This is a genomic window from Methylomonas sp. AM2-LC, assembly GCF_039904985.1.
GTDB lineage: Bacteria > Pseudomonadota > Gammaproteobacteria > Methylococcales > Methylomonadaceae > Methylomonas.
On the sequence record NZ_CP157005.1, the window covers coordinates 4,038,123 to 4,055,865 of the forward strand.

The following is a 17,743-nucleotide window of genomic DNA, read 5'->3' on the forward strand; positions in this document are numbered from 1 at the left end:
TATCAATAGGTTACCGTTCACACTGAGCCCGTCGAAGCGCAACAGCCAGGTTTTTAGAAGTTCCCTGAAACCAATGGGTAATCGGGATATGCCCTACCGAATAGTAACAATTTATTAATAGCACTCCATCATTTTAAACTTTTATCATGCAATATTTCATTATCCCAGTTACGCCTTACCAACAAAACAGCACATTGCTTGTCTGTCAGAAAACGCGTAAAGCCGCTCTGGTTGATCCTGGTGGCGATCTGGATTTACTATTGAATGCTGTTGACCAAGCCGATGCTAAGCTGGAAAGCATTTTGGTTACCCATGGACATATGGATCACATCGGTGGCGTAGCAAAACTTGCAGAACAAATGTCTTTACCCATTTTTGGCCCACACCGTGCAGATGACTTTTGGATTCAGGCTTTACCTGATCAATGTCGAACTGTTGGTTTTCCAATAGCCGAAGCCTTTACCCCAACCCGCTGGTTAACTGATGGCGATATCGTTAGAGTGGGCGAACAAGCATTAAAAGTTATACATTGTCCAGGTCATACACCGGGTCATATTGTATTTTTCAGCCCTGAATTAAGACTTGCAATCGTGGGCGATGTGTTATTCAAAGGGTCTATCGGTCGCACCGACTTTCCCAGAAGTAATCATCAGGCTTTAATTGACTCTATACAACAAAAGTTATGGCCTTTAGGCGGAGATGTGGCTTTTATTCCAGGACACGGACCCATGTCAACGTTTGCCGCAGAAATGCAAACTAATCCATACGTAGGCTTAGCTAGCAAATACTAAGTTTATTACCAAATCTGAATACTATCCGCTAACCCAGTACCGTTTAAATATATTCCTAACCCTATAAACTTCGACACAGGGATTGTTGCAAAGTAAATTGCTCCAATATACCCCAGTAGGTTTTGTCATTTAGAATCGCTTTAGCGTGCGTGACTGTGATCAACACACACCACGCACGAACAATTTAGCAAGCCACATTGTTTAGCACTTCCATAAAAAATTTGTTTTTATGCAGGACAATGCCAAAAACTTACAAAATCTATTTTGCCTCCTGATGCTTTTCAGACTGGGTGGTATCTTTGATTTTGATTAACCAACCATCACTCCCCACACAATCGCCATCGGCTGCTTTAGCAGTAACATGAATACGCGCATAGCCTTCACGCAAAGCCGTAGGTAATTTACCGGTAACCTGTAAATACGTTACTCTGTTAACCACTGTAATTGGCAGCTTCTCGCCTTTAGCTTCCAAGGTAACATGATTAAGATCGGCTCCCCGACTTACATGAAATGAAATAGCTGATTCAGGCAAAACCTCTGCTTTATCCGCTGGCACAAAATCTCTGAATTTAGGTTTTTTACATTCTTTTTGATCATCCTCATCTGGCGTTATTGCAAAAACAGATTGGGTAAAAATGATAGCGCTGATAAAAACAACGCTTTTCCATACCAATGCTAATTTCATAGTCGACCTCTTGATTATTATTTTATTTGTAGAACTAGCAGGCTAAACTTTAATGAGTTTTTCACGACAATTCAATGCCTAAATAGCAACTTTTAAGTTTTCTGACGAAGCGTAAGCAGAGTATTTGCGTAAATCCGATTATTTAATATCATGCTATTCAAACACCCACTTCGGTTTTATTAAAAAGCACTAATTTACCAGTCTTCACAAAAATGCCAAATAACGCCCGGCTTTTATCGGAAAATGCTAAATCGACGGCTGCCTTATACACCTTGTAGACTGTTAAATTAAGTGTCTTTGTCTAAATTTAAAGCTTTAGTTTATTAAATTACTGGCTCATCACCGCTTAGAAATGTAAAATCTGTCAATTTCCTTTAACATTAATAGCAAATGAGTATTGAACTTAGAGGTACTACCATACTTTCTGTTCGTCGCGACAACAAGGTTGTCATTGGCGGTGATGGACAAGTAACATTAGGCAATACAGTCATGAAAGGCAATGCCCGTAAAGTACGCCGTTTGTACCATGACAAAGTCATTGCTGGCTTTGCGGGTGCTACCGCCGATGCTTTCACACTGTTTGAGCATTTTGAAGGTAAACTAGAGAAACATCGAGGTAACCTAACCCGTGCAGCCGTTGAAATGGCAAAAGATTGGCGAACCGATCGTGCCTTACGTAAACTGGAAGCATTATTAATTATTGCTGATGCCAAAACCTCGTTAATCATTTCTGGAACAGGCGATGTTATTGAACCAGAATATGATTTTATGGCTATTGGTTCTGGTGGGGCTTTTGCGCAAAGTGCCGCACGTGCACTGCTTGAAAACACTGAATTAAGCGCACGCGAGATTGTCGAAAAATCATTGACTATTGCTGCCGATATTTGCATTTACACCAACCACAATCTCCGTATTGAAGAATTGGATACAGAGCTACCAGAGTAAATTCATGAGTCAAATGACACCTCGAGAAATTGTCAGCGAACTAGACAAACACATCATTGGTCAAGCTTCCGCTAAACGATCCGTTGCAATTGCATTACGTAACCGCTGGCGTCGTAGCCAGGTCGGCCCTGAACTACGCGATGAAATAACCCCGAAAAATATATTAATGATAGGCCCAACCGGGGTTGGTAAAACCGAAATAGCCCGCCGCCTAGCTAGACTGGCCAACGCGCCATTCATAAAAATTGAAGCCACTAAATTTACTGAAGTTGGCTATGTGGGTCGTGACGTAGACTCTATTATTCGTGATTTAGTGGATACCGCTGTCAAAATGACCCGAATTTTGGCCATGGAAAAAGTCCAAAATCGCGCTGCTGATGCAGCTGAAGAAAAAGTGCTAGACATCTTGCTACCGCGTGCCGAAGGCGGAATGATATCCGACACAGAAGCAACTACTCGTCAAAAAATGCGTAAAAAACTCCGTGAAGGTGATTTTGACGACAAAGAAATTCAAATTGATGTTAGCAATCCAACGGTCGGTGTTGAAATCATGGCACCGCCCGGCATGGAAGAAATGACCAGTCAATTACAAGGCCTGTTTCAAAATCTTAATACCGGACGCAGCAAATCTCGTAAGGTAAAAATCAAGGATGCATTAAAAGTACTTCAGGAAGAAGAAGCCAGCAAAATGATAAACGAGGACGAAATCAAACAAACCGCAGTTCAAGCAGTTGAACAACACGGCATTGTGTTTTTGGATGAAATTGACAAAATCTGCAAACGTTCAGAAATGGGCGGTGGAGAAGTGTCCCGTGAAGGTGTGCAACGCGATCTACTGCCTTTAGTAGAAGGCAGCACAGTCAGTACTAAATATGGCATGATCAAAACCGATCATATTTTGTTTATTGCTTCAGGAGCCTTCCATTTAACCAAGCCTTCGGATTTAATTCCTGAGCTTCAAGGGCGTTTCCCGATTCGCGTTGAACTTAATGCACTTAGTGCAGATGACTTTGTACGTATTCTTACCGAACCGAATGCTTCACTGACCGAACAATATCAGGCGCTATTGGCTACCGAAGGTGTAGAGTTACAATTTACCGCTGACGGTATTAAACGTATTGCTGAGTTAGGCTGGGAAGTTAACGAAAAAACAGAAAACATTGGTGCTAGGCGTTTGCATACTTTGTTGGAAAAGCTGCTGGAAGATATTTCTTTCACCGCCAGCGATTTAATTGAAAAATTCGTTAGTATTGATGCAAACTATGTGGATGCCCATTTGAAAGAATTGGCACATGATGAAGACCTCAGTCGCTATATACTCTAAATCATGCGCATTCAAATTAATCCTTGCCACTGCACACCTACAGAAATCAAACTTCACAAGATATCCAATCTTTTAGAAGTGCATTTTGATGACGGTAGTATTTTTGAATTACCGAGTGAATATTTACGGGTTTACACACAATCCGCAGAAGCAGTAGGTCATGGTGCAGGCCAGGAAACCTTGCAAATCGGCAAGGAGAATGTCAGCATTACCGATATTAGACCCGTTGGCAACTACGCCATTGCTCTGACTTTTAGCGATGGTCACAACAGCGGCATTTATTCTTGGGATTTGCTGTATAAACTAGGCGCAGAATACCCACTACTGTGGTCTACCTACCTAAACGAACTTAAAGCCGCTGGTATTACTCATATATCGCCTCTCCATAATTAATATTGTTTATGATGACAAACGAAGACACAACGCATTTTGGTTTCAAACAAGTACCCAAACAGGAAAAAGTTGCGCTGGTGCGTAACGTTTTTGATTCGGTGGCGAGTCAATACGATGTAATGAACGACTTGATGTCGTTAGGTATCCATCGTATATGGAAACGAGTGGCCGTACAACTTTCTAACACGCGTAGCGGCGAAAAGGTACTTGATCTAGCCGGCGGTACAGGTGATTTAACCACCTTGTTCGAAAAACGGGTAGGTTCACAAGGCCAAGTGGTTTTGGCAGATATTAATTCAGAAATGCTACGTACTGGCAGAGATCGCTTAATCAATCGGGGCTTAACTGGCAACATCCGTTACGCACAAGTTAATGCGGAATGCCTACCTTTTGCCGACAATAGTTTTGACTGTGTATGTATTGGCTTTGGCTTACGCAATGTCACCGATAAAGATGCCGCATTACGTTCCATGTATCGGGTATTAAAACCGGGTGGTCGAGTCATTGTTCTTGAATTTTCACACCCAATTGACCCTATCACGGAAAAAGTATACGACTTTTACTCGTTCAATTTGTTACCAAAAATTGGTGCCATCGTTGCTAAAGATGAAGATAGCTATCGCTATTTGGCGGAATCAATTCGCATGCATCCTAAGCAGGATGAACTAAAACTGATGATGGAACAGGCCGGATTGGAACGTTGCGAATATTTTAATATGACACAAGGTATCGTAGCGGTTCATAGAGGCTATAAACTTTAAATCTGCGCAGTATCTCAACGCTTACCAATGACATCGGGCCGCGCCCTTTTTCAAAAACGTACAGCAGAGTTTTTAATCCGCATTTAAAACTATAGGCGCACTTCATGTCGGCTACTTTTCAAATTAAACCCTTATTAATTGGAGCTTTTGAATCGGGACTGAATAACTATCTTAATCTGGATACTCAAGTGGAAGAATTATTGAAACCACTGACAGGTAAAGTGATTGCTATTCATATTACCCGACCAGATGAAACGCTTTACTTATGCCCTAACAGTACCGGCATACAAATTCTGGATAATTATTTCGGCAGCGTCGACGCCACACTAAGCGGTTCCTTATCTGCTTTAGGATTAATGGGGTTAAGCGCAACGCCAATGCATTCTTTATTCAAAGGCGAAGTACGCATTGAGGGAAACCCTGAGATAGCACGAAAATTACAAAACCTGTTTGCTAAGTTGGATATTAATCTGCAAAGCAAACTGGCACAGGTTACCGGTGAGCGTTTTGCAGAGCAAATGAGCCGCTTTATACGTAATGGCATTGGTTGGAGCCAAAATAGTTTAACCACCCTACGCCTCAATGTTGAAGAATTTCTGCAAGAAGAAACCCGTAATCTGCCCGCCAAACTTGAAGCAGAGCAATTTTTTCAACAAATAGATACCTGTCGTAATGATTTTGACCGGCTTAAAGCCCGGATTGATAGGCTAGACATAGCTGTCACAAAATTAACCCGATTATAAACACTTAAGGACGCCCGCCGTGATTCGCCCCAAATATCTTATGCGCCTCATCCATATCAACTGGGTGATGATGTATCACGGCCTGGATGAAATTGTGCTGAAAACGCACCTATTTCGCCCCATTCGTTATATCGCATTTTTTTCACCTAATTTCTGGTTCAGAAAAACCCGCGAATCACGCGGTGTTAGAATTCGTCGCACTCTGGAAGACCTAGGTCCCATTTATGTGAAATTTGGTCAAACCCTTTCCACGCGTAAAGATTTGCTACCCGAAGACATTGCAGAAGAATTAGTAAAATTGCAAGATAGAGTGCCACCGTTTTCTGTAGACACCGCATTACAAATTATAGAGCAGCAATTAGGCATGACAATCAGTCAAGCCTTTGCCGATTTTGATTCCAAACCCTTAGCTTCAGCTTCCATTGCCCAAGTACATACAGCTACTCTGCATAGCGGCGAAAAAGTGATTGTCAAGGTACTACGCCCTAACATTGAAGATAAAATTCAATCGGATGTAGGACTCATGTATGAGTTAGCGCGGTTGGCTGAGCGATTCTGGCTGGACGCCAGACGTTTACGTGCTATTGAAGTGGTGGCTGAGTTTGAAAAAACGCTGCTGGATGAGTTGGATTTAGTGCGGGAAGCGGCTAATGCCAGCGCAATACGCAGTAACTTCAAAAATTCGGACATGCTGTATATACCCGAAATTTACTGGCCTCTGACCCGGCGTAAAGTTTTGGTTATGGAACGCATTTACGGTATTCCCGTGGGTGATATGCAAGCATTACAGGCTGGTAATGCCGATTTTAAAAAACTGGCTGAACGCGGTGTAGAAATTTTTTTCACGCAAGTATTTCGGGATAACTTTTTCCATGCCGACATGCATCCGGGTAATATTTTTGTAGAATTACCGGATAAATATTTAGCAGTGGATTTTGGTATTGTAGGCAGCCTTTCTGATACCGACCAACGTTATCTGGCAGAAAATTTTCTGGCTTTTTTTAATCACGACTATCGTCGTGTAGCGCAGATGCACATTGAATCAGGCTGGGTACCTAAAACCACACGGGTTGAGGAATTTGAAGCAGCCATCCGTAGTGTCTGTGAACCTATTTTCGAAAAACCTTTGAAAGATATTTCTTTTGGTTTATTACTATTACGCTTATTTCAAACTGCGCGCCGTTTTGATATGGTTGTACAACCTCAATTGGTGCTGCTGCAAAAAACCCTGTTAAACATCGAAGGTTTAGGACGTCAATTATATCCAGACCTGGATTTATGGCAAACCGCCAAACCTTTTCTGGAAAACTGGTTTAAACAACGTTTGGGGCCAACGGCAAAAATTAAAGAACTACTAAAAAAATTCCCCGAAATTACCGAACAACTCCCCGAGTTTCCGGCTCTGGTACTACATGCCATACAAAGTACCTCGCAAATGCAACAACAAATGCAAATGCAAAATCAGGAATTAAGCTTGTTACGTCAGCAGCTAAAACAAAATCATAAGAATACTATATGGACGATAGTAACCGCCACCCTTATCATTAGTAGCACTGTGTTAATGCACTTTTATGGTTTTATAAGGTAAGGCTGTAAGGGTGTAAAAATGCGTAAGTAGGTTTAAAACCCTTAGTTTCAATTTTATCCTTCAATGAAAAACAAATTTAGACCCATTTTGGAAGCACGTAAAGTTAGCTAGAATATACGTTTACAATCCCAAAATGTCGTTGGGCAGAGCAACGCGAAGCCCAACATTCTAAGCAGATTAACGTATGCTTTAAAAATACCAGATGATAGTCTTAGGTTTATAGTTTCGAACGTTGGGCTTCCACATTACGGGCAATCAAATGAATCGCGAAACGATAACTAGAGTTGAAGTTCTCAATACAGGGGAGTTACTTCTTGGACTAGAAGGACAAGGAAGATCCTTATACCAATATGTGTACCGCGAAGCCTCTGGGGTTTATTGGGACGAAAATAGAAATGGCTTTAAATCCTCCCCAATGAAGGAATGGTCTTGTTCTCATTGGTTCAAAAAATAGTTTGCGTTGTACGTTCTGAATTAGATGTTGAGTTAATGATTGGTAACAATATCGTTTGGCTCAATATCTTCGAACAAGAAAAAACAAAAACTCAATTTAGTAACACTAACTAGCACGCTGGATGAAGTAAACAACGTGCGCAGCATCATTCGAGATCGGTGCGGTTCGTAAACTCACCACATACTAAGGCTGACCGAACTTTGCCAGCCATAGTCCAACGTCTTTCTGACTATTAAGTACATTTTCATTCACACCCCGGTAACATTCAAAGAGTATGTTAGTTGCGTTAGATATTTATCTAACAACAGTGACGAGGTTAACAACAATGGTAGGTACTTATGTGCAGTACATGACCATAGCACGAGACCTCACCAACACTGTTTAGGGAAGTAAAGGTATTCGCAAGAAGAGGAGGGAGTCTAAATCCCTCATGTTTTACCAGAAGTTCGACCAAGCGATTTCAAACATTTGTAAACATATTAACTCTTACGAAAGGAAAAAACCATGACCAAATCAACGCTTCAACTGAAAATACTCGCAGGCTTTCTGCTTGCTTTCGCCGGTAATGCATCCGCTGCTATCTACACCAATGAGCCAAGTGGCGCGAACACCGGTTTGCCGTTTGCTTCCTTTGGTAATGCGGCAAATCCGAGCAGCGACTCGCCAGATGTAGGCGAAGTATTCTCCCTAACATCGGCCGCTACGCTGTCATCTTTCAGCTTCTATGCGGTTGGTAACACGACGGCGTCCCTGCAGCTGAATGTGGCCCAATGGAACCCTGGCACGAACGCCAAGAATCAGACAACCAATTTGGTCGGACCGACCCTAGTCACGAGCGCTACGGCCGTCGAAACCTTTAATTCAACAGGGGGCTTCACCACCGTTGAGTTCGACAACTTGGGACTTAGTCTAAATGCCAATACTAAGTACATAGCTTACCTAACCAGCAGCGACTCGAGCGTGACCGGCATTCAGCTATCACGCACCCAGACAACGCAAGACACTTCAGGCTTTGGCATAGGCAACGCTTACCTCAGCAACGTTCCTGGCAACGGCTGGCAGCTCCCATTCAACGGTAACGGTTTCCTAAGCCTACAATACACAGCCACAGTGACTACAGTACCCGTGCCGAGTGCAGTATGGCTTTTCGGCCCGGCAATATTAGGGTTCTTTAGCCTTACTCGTCGTAAAGTTTGACAGCAAAAAGCGTTCATTAAAATTGACCACATTAAAAGTCTCCTCTTTATGAGGTGACTTTTTTTCAATTTTAACTCGATAAGGTGAGCCAACTTCTGATGACAGGATATTGCCGACGTAAGGAGGTGCATCGTTCGCATTACTTGCCTATGTACTCGATAGATGCGCTTCCTTACGTCGGCAGCATACTATAGGCTCGTCATTAATTAAAAAACTAGAACTATTCAGCTAGCTTGTCAAAAAGCTAAAATGCAGCTGATAACCTTGGTTTTGATGCCGGATATTAGACAATAAACTAGCTTAACGCCCAAAGAATATAAATAAATAAATAAAGCCAATTACTACAATTGACAAAATTTACCAGCCATTGCCTGATTGAGTTTGGACTTTTACTCTTAAATACTTACATAATTTCAACTACAACATAGGCACCAAATCCAACACAAACATAATGGCATCTTCTTTGCCATCTTTAGCTGGATAATAGTCTTTACGCACACCTATTTCTCTAAAACCGGTTTTTTTGTATAAATCAATTGCGCCAGGATTACTGGGGCGAACTTCAAGAAACAGCTGTTCAGCACGAGGACGTGCGTATTCAATCAGATAATCCAGCATTTTTTGACCAGCTCCTTGGCGTTTAAAATTTGGACTAACACTGATATTCATAATGTGCGATTCACCGGCCGCCACTGAAATGATGCAATAGCCAACAATCACATCGCCAGGTGCTTCGCAAACCCAATTGGTGTAGGTCATCGTGCGTAAACAGTCTTTGAATATACCTTCTGGCCAGGGAAACTCGTAATTAAGCGATTCTATCTCCAGAACAGCAGGTAAATCGCTGTAATCCATTTTACGCAACCTCAACAGGTCTTTTATGGAAACTGAATCAGGGAACACTTTGGCGTAAAACTCCCGATCTGCATCATATACAACAAAATTCTTTACTTTATTGAGTAATTTCCACATATTATTTTTCGAGTTCTTTATAGACTGACAGTGCAAACTGCAAATCTTCCCAGGCTTTAGCTTTTTCTAATAAGCTTCTTAACAGATAAGCGGGATGAGGTATGACAATTAGCGGGATATTATGCAATTGATGACGAATACCACGCAAGCTTGATAGCGTTTGTTTGCTATTCAGCAAGTTTTGCGCAGCAATCCTGCCGACGGCTAAAATAAGTTTGGGTTGCAACAAAATAATTTGTTGCTGTAAGAATGCATGACAAGCTTGCACTTCTGTAGGTAATGGATCTCGATTATTGGGCGGTCTACATTTAAGCATATTGGCAATATAGACTTCTTCCCGACGCAAACCGATAGCTCTTAACATTTCGGTTAACAACTGCCCTGCTTTCCCTACAAAAGGTTCACCTTGTAAATCTTCATTTTGTCCGGGGGCTTCGCCAATCAGCATCCAATCGGCATGCCGATTACCCACCCCAAATACCGTTTGTGTGCGCGTTTCGCACAGCGAACATTGCTGACAGGCAGCCACTTGCTGTTGTAAGGTTTGCCAATCATTATTAAACGACAGCGTATCATGCGGTACTGACCTAGCATTAAAATGATTACCAACTAGATCAATATGTTCGGCCTGAATAGCTAGCTGATCAACGGATTGCAAATAATCAACATCCTGACTAACTGGATTTTGCAATGCCTCCGATTGCATAGCCTCTGCTTCTGAGGCTATGGGCCTCTGTCTGGGTACCCAGATAGTAATGCCCATAGCCTCAAGATAGTGTAATCGAGTTGCGTTATCCATCAATCATTACAATTTAAACATCACTTTTCTGTGGATGTCTTCTTTGCTCTGGGCTCTGTAACTTATTGACCGCATTAATATAGGCTTTTGCAGAGGCTATAACAATATCGGTATCCGCACCAGAACCATTCACAATTCGCCCGGCTTTTTCTAGTCTTACTGTCACTTCACCTTGGGCATCGGTACCCGTGGTAATATTATTCACTGAATAAAGTGACAGCGTAGCATCCGTTTTTACCAAACTTTCGATTGCTTTCAAGCTGGCATCCACAACACCACCACCCTGAGCATTGCCAGTCATCTCTTTGCCATCTACACGGATAGTCACGGTTGAATGAGGCGTTTCGCCGGTCTCTGAACATGCTTTCAGGCTTAACAATTTAATGTGTTCGTCTTCCGCTTCAAAGCCTTTTTCAGAAATCAAGGCTTGTAAATCTTCATCAAATATATCGTGCTTTTTGTCTGCTAATTGCTTAAAACGGAAAAAGGCATCGTTCAGATCCGTTTCGCTATTAAATTCGCCACCCAATTCTATCATTCGGGTTTTAAAAGCATTTCGTCCTGAATGCTTACCCAGTACCATGCGGTTTGTTGACCAACCAACATCTTCGGCACGCATAATTTCGTAGGTTTCACGGCTTTTTAAAACACCATCCTGATGAATACCCGATTCATGGGCAAAGGCATTGGCCCCCACAATTGCTTTATTAGGCTGCACAGGAAAACCAGTGATTGATGAAACCAGTTTGGAACAGGTAACAATTTCGCGAGTATCCAGAGTAGTAATACAAGGGAAGAAATCCTGACGCGTACGAACGGCCATAACCACTTCTTCCAAAGAGGCATTACCTGCTCTCTCGCCCAAACCATTGATGGTACATTCTACTTGCCGCGCACCATTCATAACCGCAGACAGTGAATTAGCCACGGCCAAGCCCAAATCGTTATGACAATGCACCGAGAAAATCGCTTTATGCGCATTGGGAATACGTTGCATCAAGTTGGCGATAGTGGCTCCAAATTGCTGAGGCATACTATAGCCCACCGTATCAGGTATATTTAAAGTGGTAGCACCTGCATCAATAACGGCTTCCAGAATTCTGCACAAAAAATCTTCCTCCGAACGGCCGGCATCTTCTGGAGAAAACTCAACATTGTCGGTATATTGGCGGGCACGTTTCACCGCGCGTACTGCATACTCTATAACCTGCTCTGGCGACATCTGCAATTTCATTTGCATATGAATAGGCGATGTTGCAATAAAAGTATGAATACGCGCGCTCTTTGCGCCCTTTAAAGCCTCGCCAGCCCGATCTATATCTTTATCTAATGCTCGCGCCAAACCGCACACAGTGCTGTCTTTAATGTTATCAGCCACTGCCTGAACGGATTCAAAGTCGCCTTGGCTGGCTGCAGGAAAACCGGCTTCTATAACGTCAACTTTTAAACGTTCCAGCGCCTTGGCTATACGTACTTTTTCGTCACGCGTCATTGACGCACCGGGACTTTGCTCGCCATCACGCAAAGTGGTATCAAATATAATCAATTTATCTTTCATGATAACTCCGTTCATGAAATAGTCAGCTTTTAAAAGCCGGGGATACAAAAAAGGTGTTTTGGTTAACTAAGATAGATTAAATGCCCGACAGGGCAGGAATCTAAGAGATAAGACAAGTAGCATTCTGCCAGAGAAAGGCATAAGAATTAAGCGGGCGGATGCAATAGAAGTCCTGATATTCATAGCTTATAACTATACTGTATAGTGCGCAAAGGCTCAAGTATCCGAATGAGAATTTTATACATTTAGCAGATTGACACCCACTTTTTATCGCTTATAGGCAACCAGCATGCAGCCTAAGCAGGCCTAATTTTCTGGCAATTGATGCTCAAAAAGCAATTTTTTTTCACACTAACAGGATAAGAACAGCAGCTGTAATGCAGTTGTCACAAATGCAGATGAGAATATACTCATCTACAGAACTATTTTTGTAAACGTGCTTATGACGACCAACCACTATAAAACAATTTGGATTTCTGACTTGCATATAGGTTCTACGCAGTGTCAGGCCGATACTTTGCTCGATTTCTTAAAGCATAATGAGAGTGAAAAACTCTATCTGGTTGGTGATATCATCGATTTTTGGGCATTGTCCAAAAAAATGTATTGGCCACCTGACCATAACACCATTATTCAAAAATTCTTGCGCAAAGCCAGACATGGCACTCAAATTATTTATGTACCTGGCAATCATGATGAAAATGTCAGGGAGTATGACAATTATGTATTCGGCGATATTGTCGTTAAAAACTCAGATATTCATACCACCTTATTGGGTAAACGCTTTCTGATTGTACATGGCGACGAATATGACACCATAGCCACGCATTATCAGTGGCTGGCAAAAGTTGGTAGCGTAGGCTATGACTTGCTAATAGATATCAATAGGTTTCTACGCTTCTTCCGAAATATAATCGGCATGCCTTCAAACTTTTCTTTGGCCGCCTATGTAAAATACAAAGTCAAAAATGTGGTGCAATTTATTTCTGATTATGAAATCAGCATAGTAAACACTTTAAAAAATGGTAATTTGGATGGTGTCATTTGTGGTCATATCCATCACGCCGAAATGAAAGATATTGGTGGCTTTTTATATATTAATACGGGTGATTTTGTAGAAAGTTGCACCGCAATTGTAGAACATCATGACGGTAACCTGGAGTTAATCACTTGGGCTAAACAAGAGTTAGCTGTCATTGAAAAAACTGCATTAGTCAATTAATCCAGCAATAGTGCAATCTAAGGATCGTTGATTGCACTTCTCTCGCCAAAGTCAGGCTATATTTAACGGAAATGCCAACACTTCATCAATGTGACGACTTTCGGTTATAAACATTAATAAGCGGTCCAAACCGATTGCAACGCCACTACAATCGGGTAAACCGGCCTTTAGAGCCGATAATAGTCGCTGATCCTTTTCCACTGTTTTCAATCCCTGCTGATGCCGATAGGCTATTTCCTGATCAAACCGGGCAGACTGCTCTGTAGCATCCGTTAATTCAAAATAGCCATTTCCCAATTCAACACCGTTAATAAATACTTCAAAGCGCTCACTAAGACGCTGATCTTTGCTACTGACACGAGCCAGAGACGATAATCGGGATGGATAATCCGCCACCAAAAGCAGAGTATTCTGTGGCATAGCCGGCTGTACACAGTGACTAAACAGGAAGTCTAGCCATAACACAGGCTGTTTGCCACACAAATCTGCTGCTTCAGAATATCCTCGCGTTTGTGCAAAAGCCTGATAGCGAGTCAAATTAAATTCCAGTGCATCTAAACCAGTGGCATCGTGAAACAACTGCTGATAGGTAACATGCTTAATTTGTAAGGTTGGCAAGGCTTTATCAAGCAAAACTTTTAACAATTCAGCAACTTCCGTCATTAATGCGGGCAATGCATAGTCCAGCCGATACCATTCCAAAAGTGTAAATTCCGGATTATGCAGTCTGCCGCTTTCGCCATTCCTAAATGCCTTGCAGATTTGATAAATACTGCCACATCCAGCCGCAAGTAAACGTTTCATGGCAAACTCTGGAGAGGTTTGCAAATATAAATGCGGGTAATTTGGCGCAGCATTAAGCTGCGTGACAAAAAAATCCAATTGTGGATCAGTTCCAGTGGTTGCGCACAATAAAGGCGTTTCTACTTCTAATACATCTCGCTTATGAAAAAACATCCTGATATCGGCCAGCATTTGCGCCCGTAGACGCAAATGCCGCTGATCACACGCAGGCTGCCAAACAATCTGCTCCACTAGTCTTTAACTCGTGACACATATTCGCCGGTACGTGTATCAACTTTAATGACTTCGCCAATCTGCACAAATAAAGGCACCCGAACCACTGCCCCCGTTTCCAAAGTAGCAGGCTTTCCACCACCACCTGAAGTATCCCCTTTTAATCCTGGATCGGTTTCAGTAATAGCCAATTCAACAAAATTGGGAGGTGAGACTGATAAGGGGGCATCATTCCAGAGCGTTACAGTACAAACGTCTTGTTCTTTCAACCATTTTATTGCTTCAGTTACGGCATTTTTTTCAGATTGATATTGCTCATAAGTGGATGGCACCATAAAGTGCCAAAATTCACCATCGCTATACAAATATTGCATTTCTACATCAATCACATCGGCACTTTCTACCGTATCGCCCGATTTAAAGGTACGCTCTATGACGCGATTAGTTTTAAGGTTTCTGATTTTAACCCGATTGAATGCTTGTCCCTTGCCGGGTTTAACAAATTCATTCTCAATAATGGAGCAAGGGTCGTTATCCAACATGATCTTTAAACCGCCCTTAAATTCGTTGGTGCTGTAGATAGCCATCTTTTCCTCGTGAAACAAATAATAGTCTGGAGATTATAATAGATATATATTTTATTCGGAAACTGGAGAGCAATTGGACAGTCAATCTTTGACGTGGCAACAAACACTGGCACAAGCTTTTACCCATATTGATGACCTTTGTCGTCATCTAAAGCTGAATAGCTCACAACTTGAATTACTTTCAGACGAAAAAAATTTTCCGCTGTTAGTGCCACGTGGTTTTGCCAATCTTATGCAAGTGGGCAATCCTAACGACCCCCTGCTTAGACAGGTGTTACCACTCCAAGCGGAAATGCTTAATTTTCCGGGCTACAGTCAAGACCCGGTAGGCGATTTAGCAGCAGTGGCTAGTGCAGGACTTATCCATAAATATCATGGCCGCGCCCTAATGATAGTGACAGGTGCATGCGCCATCCATTGCCGTTATTGTTTCCGCCGTAATTTTCCGTATGGTGAACAACAGCTTTCAAAGCAAAAGCTGCAACAAGCCATTGACTATTTAAACTGTCATACTGAAATTAATGAGCTAATTTTAAGCGGTGGCGATCCTTTATTATTTAATGATGATAAATTAGCTGCCCTGTTGGCAAAACTGCATACTGTCCCGCATTTACAACGTATTCGCTTGCACACAAGAGTCCCCGTGGTGCTACCAGAACGAATGACCCCAACACTCCTGGATATTTTTAGCACCTCGAAACTGCAATTAGTCATGGTTATCCACGCCAATCACGGCAATGAATTAAGTGCCGAACTGAACAAGGTTTGTGTCGAACTGAAAAAACGTAACATTACCTTGCTTAATCAGAGCGTGTTATTAAAGGGGGTTAATGACGATGAAAAAACACTCTACCAGCTTAGCGAGAAGCTGTTTAGCTTTGGTATATTGCCCTATTATCTGCATAGCCTGGATAAAGCCAATGGCACTGGACATTTTGCAGTGCCTGCACAGACAGAACTAGCTCTGATAGAGTATTTACGTAAGCATTTACCTGGGTATCTGGTACCTAAACTCGTCCGTGAGCAAGCGGGCGCTCTATTTAAACTCCCATTGAGTTAATTTTGCAGATTTTAGAGACACTGAGGTAACTAGTTTGGATAAGTTTAATAATATGCAGGTGTTCTGCCGGATAGTTGAATTAGGCACCTTAAGTGCCGTTGCCAAGGAACAGAAATGTTCGGCAATGATGATCAGCAAATATATTGCCAACCTGGAGGCATCTCTCGGGGTCGTTTTACTGAACCGTACCACCCGTTCCTTAAACCTGACCAGTGCAGGTGAAGCTTACTACAATCGCAGCCGCCAATTGTTGGAAGATTTAGCTGATTTGGAGGCATCCACAACTGAAATGGGTGAACGCGTCAAAGGACATATCAAAATCAGCGCACCGATTGATTTTGGCGGCATGTATATGGTGCCAGTGATTGCAAAATTTATGCAAGAATTTCCAGACATCAAAGTGTTAATGTCTCTGGACAACAAACCGCCGAATCTACGTATAGGCAGCTTTGATATTTCTTTATTGGTAACCGATACCTTAGACCCCGGTGTGGTAGCTAGAAAAATTGCAGAAACAGAACTCTCACTTTATGCATCCCCAGCCTATCTGGCAACTAACGGCTGTCCGCAATCGTTGAACGAACTCAGCCAACATCCGTGTCTACATTATGTGGACACTCCACATGGCGATTTCTGGGCGTTTAATTTGGCAGGAGAGGTAAAAAAATTTAAAACAGATTGGCTGTTAGCTTCTAATAACGGCCGGGTACTCTGTCAGGCGGCAGCGTTGGGCATGGGAATAGTCAGAGCGCCAAAGCTTTCTGCAATGCCACTATTACAAAAAGGGGAACTGGTAGAGATCTTACGAGAATATCAATGTGTGTCATTGGCTATTTATGCCACTTACCTACAACGGCGTTTTTATCCTGCCAAGCTGACCACTTTTATTGATTTTTTACTGCGATATTTTGAACGATGAACAGATAAAATTAACACGAGCAATTTCGAACGATAAATCCCCTTGCAAAGCTAAAAACTTTGCAAGGGGATTATAGAACATCAATCAGTGCCTAAAAATTAAGCAGCTAATTGTCTACGACGAGCGACCCAACCCATTAACGGTAAGCCTAACAACATCATAGCCCACTCTTCAGCTTCTGGTACTGCTGAAACGGAAATTGGGCCAGTAAGATAATTGAAATTACCGTTTGAGTTATACCCAGAAAATGACAAAATCTCTTTGCTACTAACAGCCGTTTCTGTAAAACTATATGTAACGGGCAAAGAGGATGTAGCCGGAGTATTAAGCGTTAATAAGTTGCTGCCACCGAAGTTAGCTGAAAAGCTTGTTGCAGAACTAGGACTCGAATCAAGAAGAACTGCAAAACTAATAGTGTATTGAGCACCAACCGTTAATCCTTTAAATACTTGGTATAATTCAACAGGAATATTATTGCTACTTGCTAAACCAAAACCAAAAGCACCTGGATCTGATGTATCGAAAGTAAAGCCAGTTCCCGTTGCGTCAGTTGAAAGACGCCATCCAGATCCAGTATAACTAGAAGTTGATGACAAAAATGGATCATTCACCAAGTCTGCATTAGCATTACATATAAGCGCCATGTTTAAACCCAGCGCAAGAACAAGAGATTTTTTATTAAAAGTCATAACCGATCCTTTAAGATAAATTAAAAACAATGCACACCC

Annotated in this window: 18 protein-coding genes; 11 read left to right on the forward strand and 7 right to left on the reverse strand. The window is 42.1% G+C overall.

Annotation, left to right across the window (positions count from 1 at the left end):
- Nucleotides 1-146: 146 nt before the first annotated feature.
- Nucleotides 147-791 carry an MBL fold metallo-hydrolase gene (locus ABH008_RS17930; RefSeq protein ID WP_347986977.1) on the forward strand — a complete coding sequence of 215 codons (645 nt, stop codon included), beginning with the start codon at nucleotides 147-149 and terminating at the stop codon, nucleotides 789-791.
- A 259-nt stretch (nucleotides 792-1,050) separates the two neighbouring features.
- On the opposite strand, the gene ABH008_RS17935 is transcribed toward ABH008_RS17930, so the two are convergent.
- Nucleotides 1,051-1,476: a hypothetical protein gene (locus ABH008_RS17935; protein ID WP_347986978.1), complete on the reverse strand. Its 426-nt coding sequence runs from the start codon at nucleotides 1,474-1,476 to the stop codon at nucleotides 1,051-1,053.
- Between the two features lie 390 nt (nucleotides 1,477-1,866).
- Between ABH008_RS17935 and hslV the strand changes: the two genes are divergently transcribed.
- The 7 genes from hslV to ABH008_RS17970 all read left to right on the forward strand — a co-directional run bounded on the left by hslV (nucleotide 1,867) and on the right by ABH008_RS17970 (nucleotide 8,881).
- A complete protein-coding gene (gene hslV / locus ABH008_RS17940) occupies nucleotides 1,867-2,421 on the forward strand; it encodes an ATP-dependent protease subunit HslV (protein WP_347986979.1) in 555 nt (184 codons plus the stop codon).
- Between the two features lie 4 nt (nucleotides 2,422-2,425).
- On the forward strand, nucleotides 2,426-3,745 hold the full coding sequence (gene hslU / locus ABH008_RS17945) for an ATP-dependent protease ATPase subunit HslU (RefSeq protein WP_347986980.1): 1,320 nt from the start codon (nucleotides 2,426-2,428) through the stop codon (nucleotides 3,743-3,745).
- A 3-nt stretch (nucleotides 3,746-3,748) separates the two neighbouring features.
- Nucleotides 3,749-4,138 (forward strand): DUF971 domain-containing protein, encoded by a 390-nt coding sequence (locus tag ABH008_RS17950; RefSeq protein ID WP_347986981.1) that lies wholly within the window; start codon nucleotides 3,749-3,751, stop codon nucleotides 4,136-4,138.
- 11 nt (nucleotides 4,139-4,149) lie between these two features.
- The gene (gene ubiE, locus ABH008_RS17955) at nucleotides 4,150-4,899 is read left to right on the forward strand and encodes a bifunctional demethylmenaquinone methyltransferase/2-methoxy-6-polyprenyl-1,4-benzoquinol methylase UbiE (protein WP_347989992.1); all 750 of its coding nucleotides are present in this window, start codon (nucleotides 4,150-4,152) and stop codon (nucleotides 4,897-4,899) included.
- 104 nt (nucleotides 4,900-5,003) lie between these two features.
- Nucleotides 5,004-5,642 carry an SCP2 sterol-binding domain-containing protein gene (locus tag ABH008_RS17960; protein WP_347986982.1) on the forward strand — a complete coding sequence of 213 codons (639 nt, stop codon included), beginning with the start codon at nucleotides 5,004-5,006 and terminating at the stop codon, nucleotides 5,640-5,642.
- A 19-nt stretch (nucleotides 5,643-5,661) separates the two neighbouring features.
- Nucleotides 5,662-7,230, forward strand: a complete 1,569-nt coding sequence (gene ubiB / locus ABH008_RS17965; RefSeq protein WP_347986983.1) for a ubiquinone biosynthesis regulatory protein kinase UbiB — start codon at nucleotides 5,662-5,664, stop codon at nucleotides 7,228-7,230.
- 958 nt (nucleotides 7,231-8,188) lie between these two features.
- Nucleotides 8,189-8,881 carry a hypothetical protein gene (locus ABH008_RS17970; RefSeq protein ID WP_347986984.1) on the forward strand — a complete coding sequence of 231 codons (693 nt, stop codon included), beginning with the start codon at nucleotides 8,189-8,191 and terminating at the stop codon, nucleotides 8,879-8,881.
- A 417-nt stretch (nucleotides 8,882-9,298) separates the two neighbouring features.
- Here the strand turns inward: ABH008_RS17970 and rimI are convergent, their stop codons facing one another.
- The 3 genes from rimI to ABH008_RS17985 are packed head-to-tail and all read right to left on the reverse strand — an operon-like array spanning nucleotide 9,299 to nucleotide 12,210.
- Nucleotides 9,299-9,853: a ribosomal protein S18-alanine N-acetyltransferase gene (gene rimI, locus ABH008_RS17975; RefSeq protein WP_347986985.1), complete on the reverse strand. Its 555-nt coding sequence runs from the start codon at nucleotides 9,851-9,853 to the stop codon at nucleotides 9,299-9,301.
- Nucleotide 9,854: 1 nt separating this feature from the next.
- A complete protein-coding gene (locus tag ABH008_RS17980) occupies nucleotides 9,855-10,652 on the reverse strand; it encodes a uracil-DNA glycosylase (RefSeq protein ID WP_347986986.1) in 798 nt (265 codons plus the stop codon).
- Between the two features lie 13 nt (nucleotides 10,653-10,665).
- The gene (locus tag ABH008_RS17985) at nucleotides 10,666-12,210 is read right to left on the reverse strand and encodes a 2-isopropylmalate synthase (protein ID WP_347986987.1); all 1,545 of its coding nucleotides are present in this window, start codon (nucleotides 12,208-12,210) and stop codon (nucleotides 10,666-10,668) included.
- Between the two features lie 442 nt (nucleotides 12,211-12,652).
- Between ABH008_RS17985 and ABH008_RS17990 the strand changes: the two genes are divergently transcribed.
- Nucleotides 12,653-13,432: a UDP-2,3-diacylglucosamine diphosphatase gene (locus ABH008_RS17990; RefSeq protein ID WP_347986988.1), complete on the forward strand. Its 780-nt coding sequence runs from the start codon at nucleotides 12,653-12,655 to the stop codon at nucleotides 13,430-13,432.
- 51 nt (nucleotides 13,433-13,483) lie between these two features.
- On the opposite strand, the gene epmA is transcribed toward ABH008_RS17990, so the two are convergent.
- A complete protein-coding gene (gene epmA / locus ABH008_RS17995; protein WP_347986989.1) occupies nucleotides 13,484-14,467 on the reverse strand; it encodes an EF-P lysine aminoacylase EpmA in 984 nt (327 codons plus the stop codon).
- Nucleotides 14,467-15,036 (reverse strand): elongation factor P, encoded by a 570-nt coding sequence (efp, locus tag ABH008_RS18000; RefSeq protein ID WP_347986990.1) that lies wholly within the window; start codon nucleotides 15,034-15,036, stop codon nucleotides 14,467-14,469. The genes epmA and efp overlap by 1 nt, the downstream gene beginning before the upstream one ends.
- Before the next feature lie 73 nt (nucleotides 15,037-15,109).
- Here efp and epmB point away from each other — a divergent pair, with 73 nt between their 5' ends.
- Together epmB and ABH008_RS18010 are read left to right on the forward strand one after the other, a co-directional pair.
- Entirely contained in the window at nucleotides 15,110-16,096 is a 987-nt protein-coding gene (epmB, locus tag ABH008_RS18005) for an EF-P beta-lysylation protein EpmB (protein ID WP_347986991.1), read from the forward strand.
- Between the two features lie 34 nt (nucleotides 16,097-16,130).
- On the forward strand, nucleotides 16,131-17,015 hold the full coding sequence (locus ABH008_RS18010) for a LysR family transcriptional regulator (RefSeq protein ID WP_347986992.1): 885 nt from the start codon (nucleotides 16,131-16,133) through the stop codon (nucleotides 17,013-17,015).
- 98 nt (nucleotides 17,016-17,113) lie between these two features.
- Here ABH008_RS18010 and ABH008_RS18015 read toward each other — a convergent pair whose 3' ends face one another.
- Nucleotides 17,114-17,704 carry an FxDxF family PEP-CTERM protein gene (locus ABH008_RS18015; RefSeq protein ID WP_347986993.1) on the reverse strand — a complete coding sequence of 197 codons (591 nt, stop codon included), beginning with the start codon at nucleotides 17,702-17,704 and terminating at the stop codon, nucleotides 17,114-17,116.
- Nucleotides 17,705-17,743 lie beyond the last annotated feature (39 nt).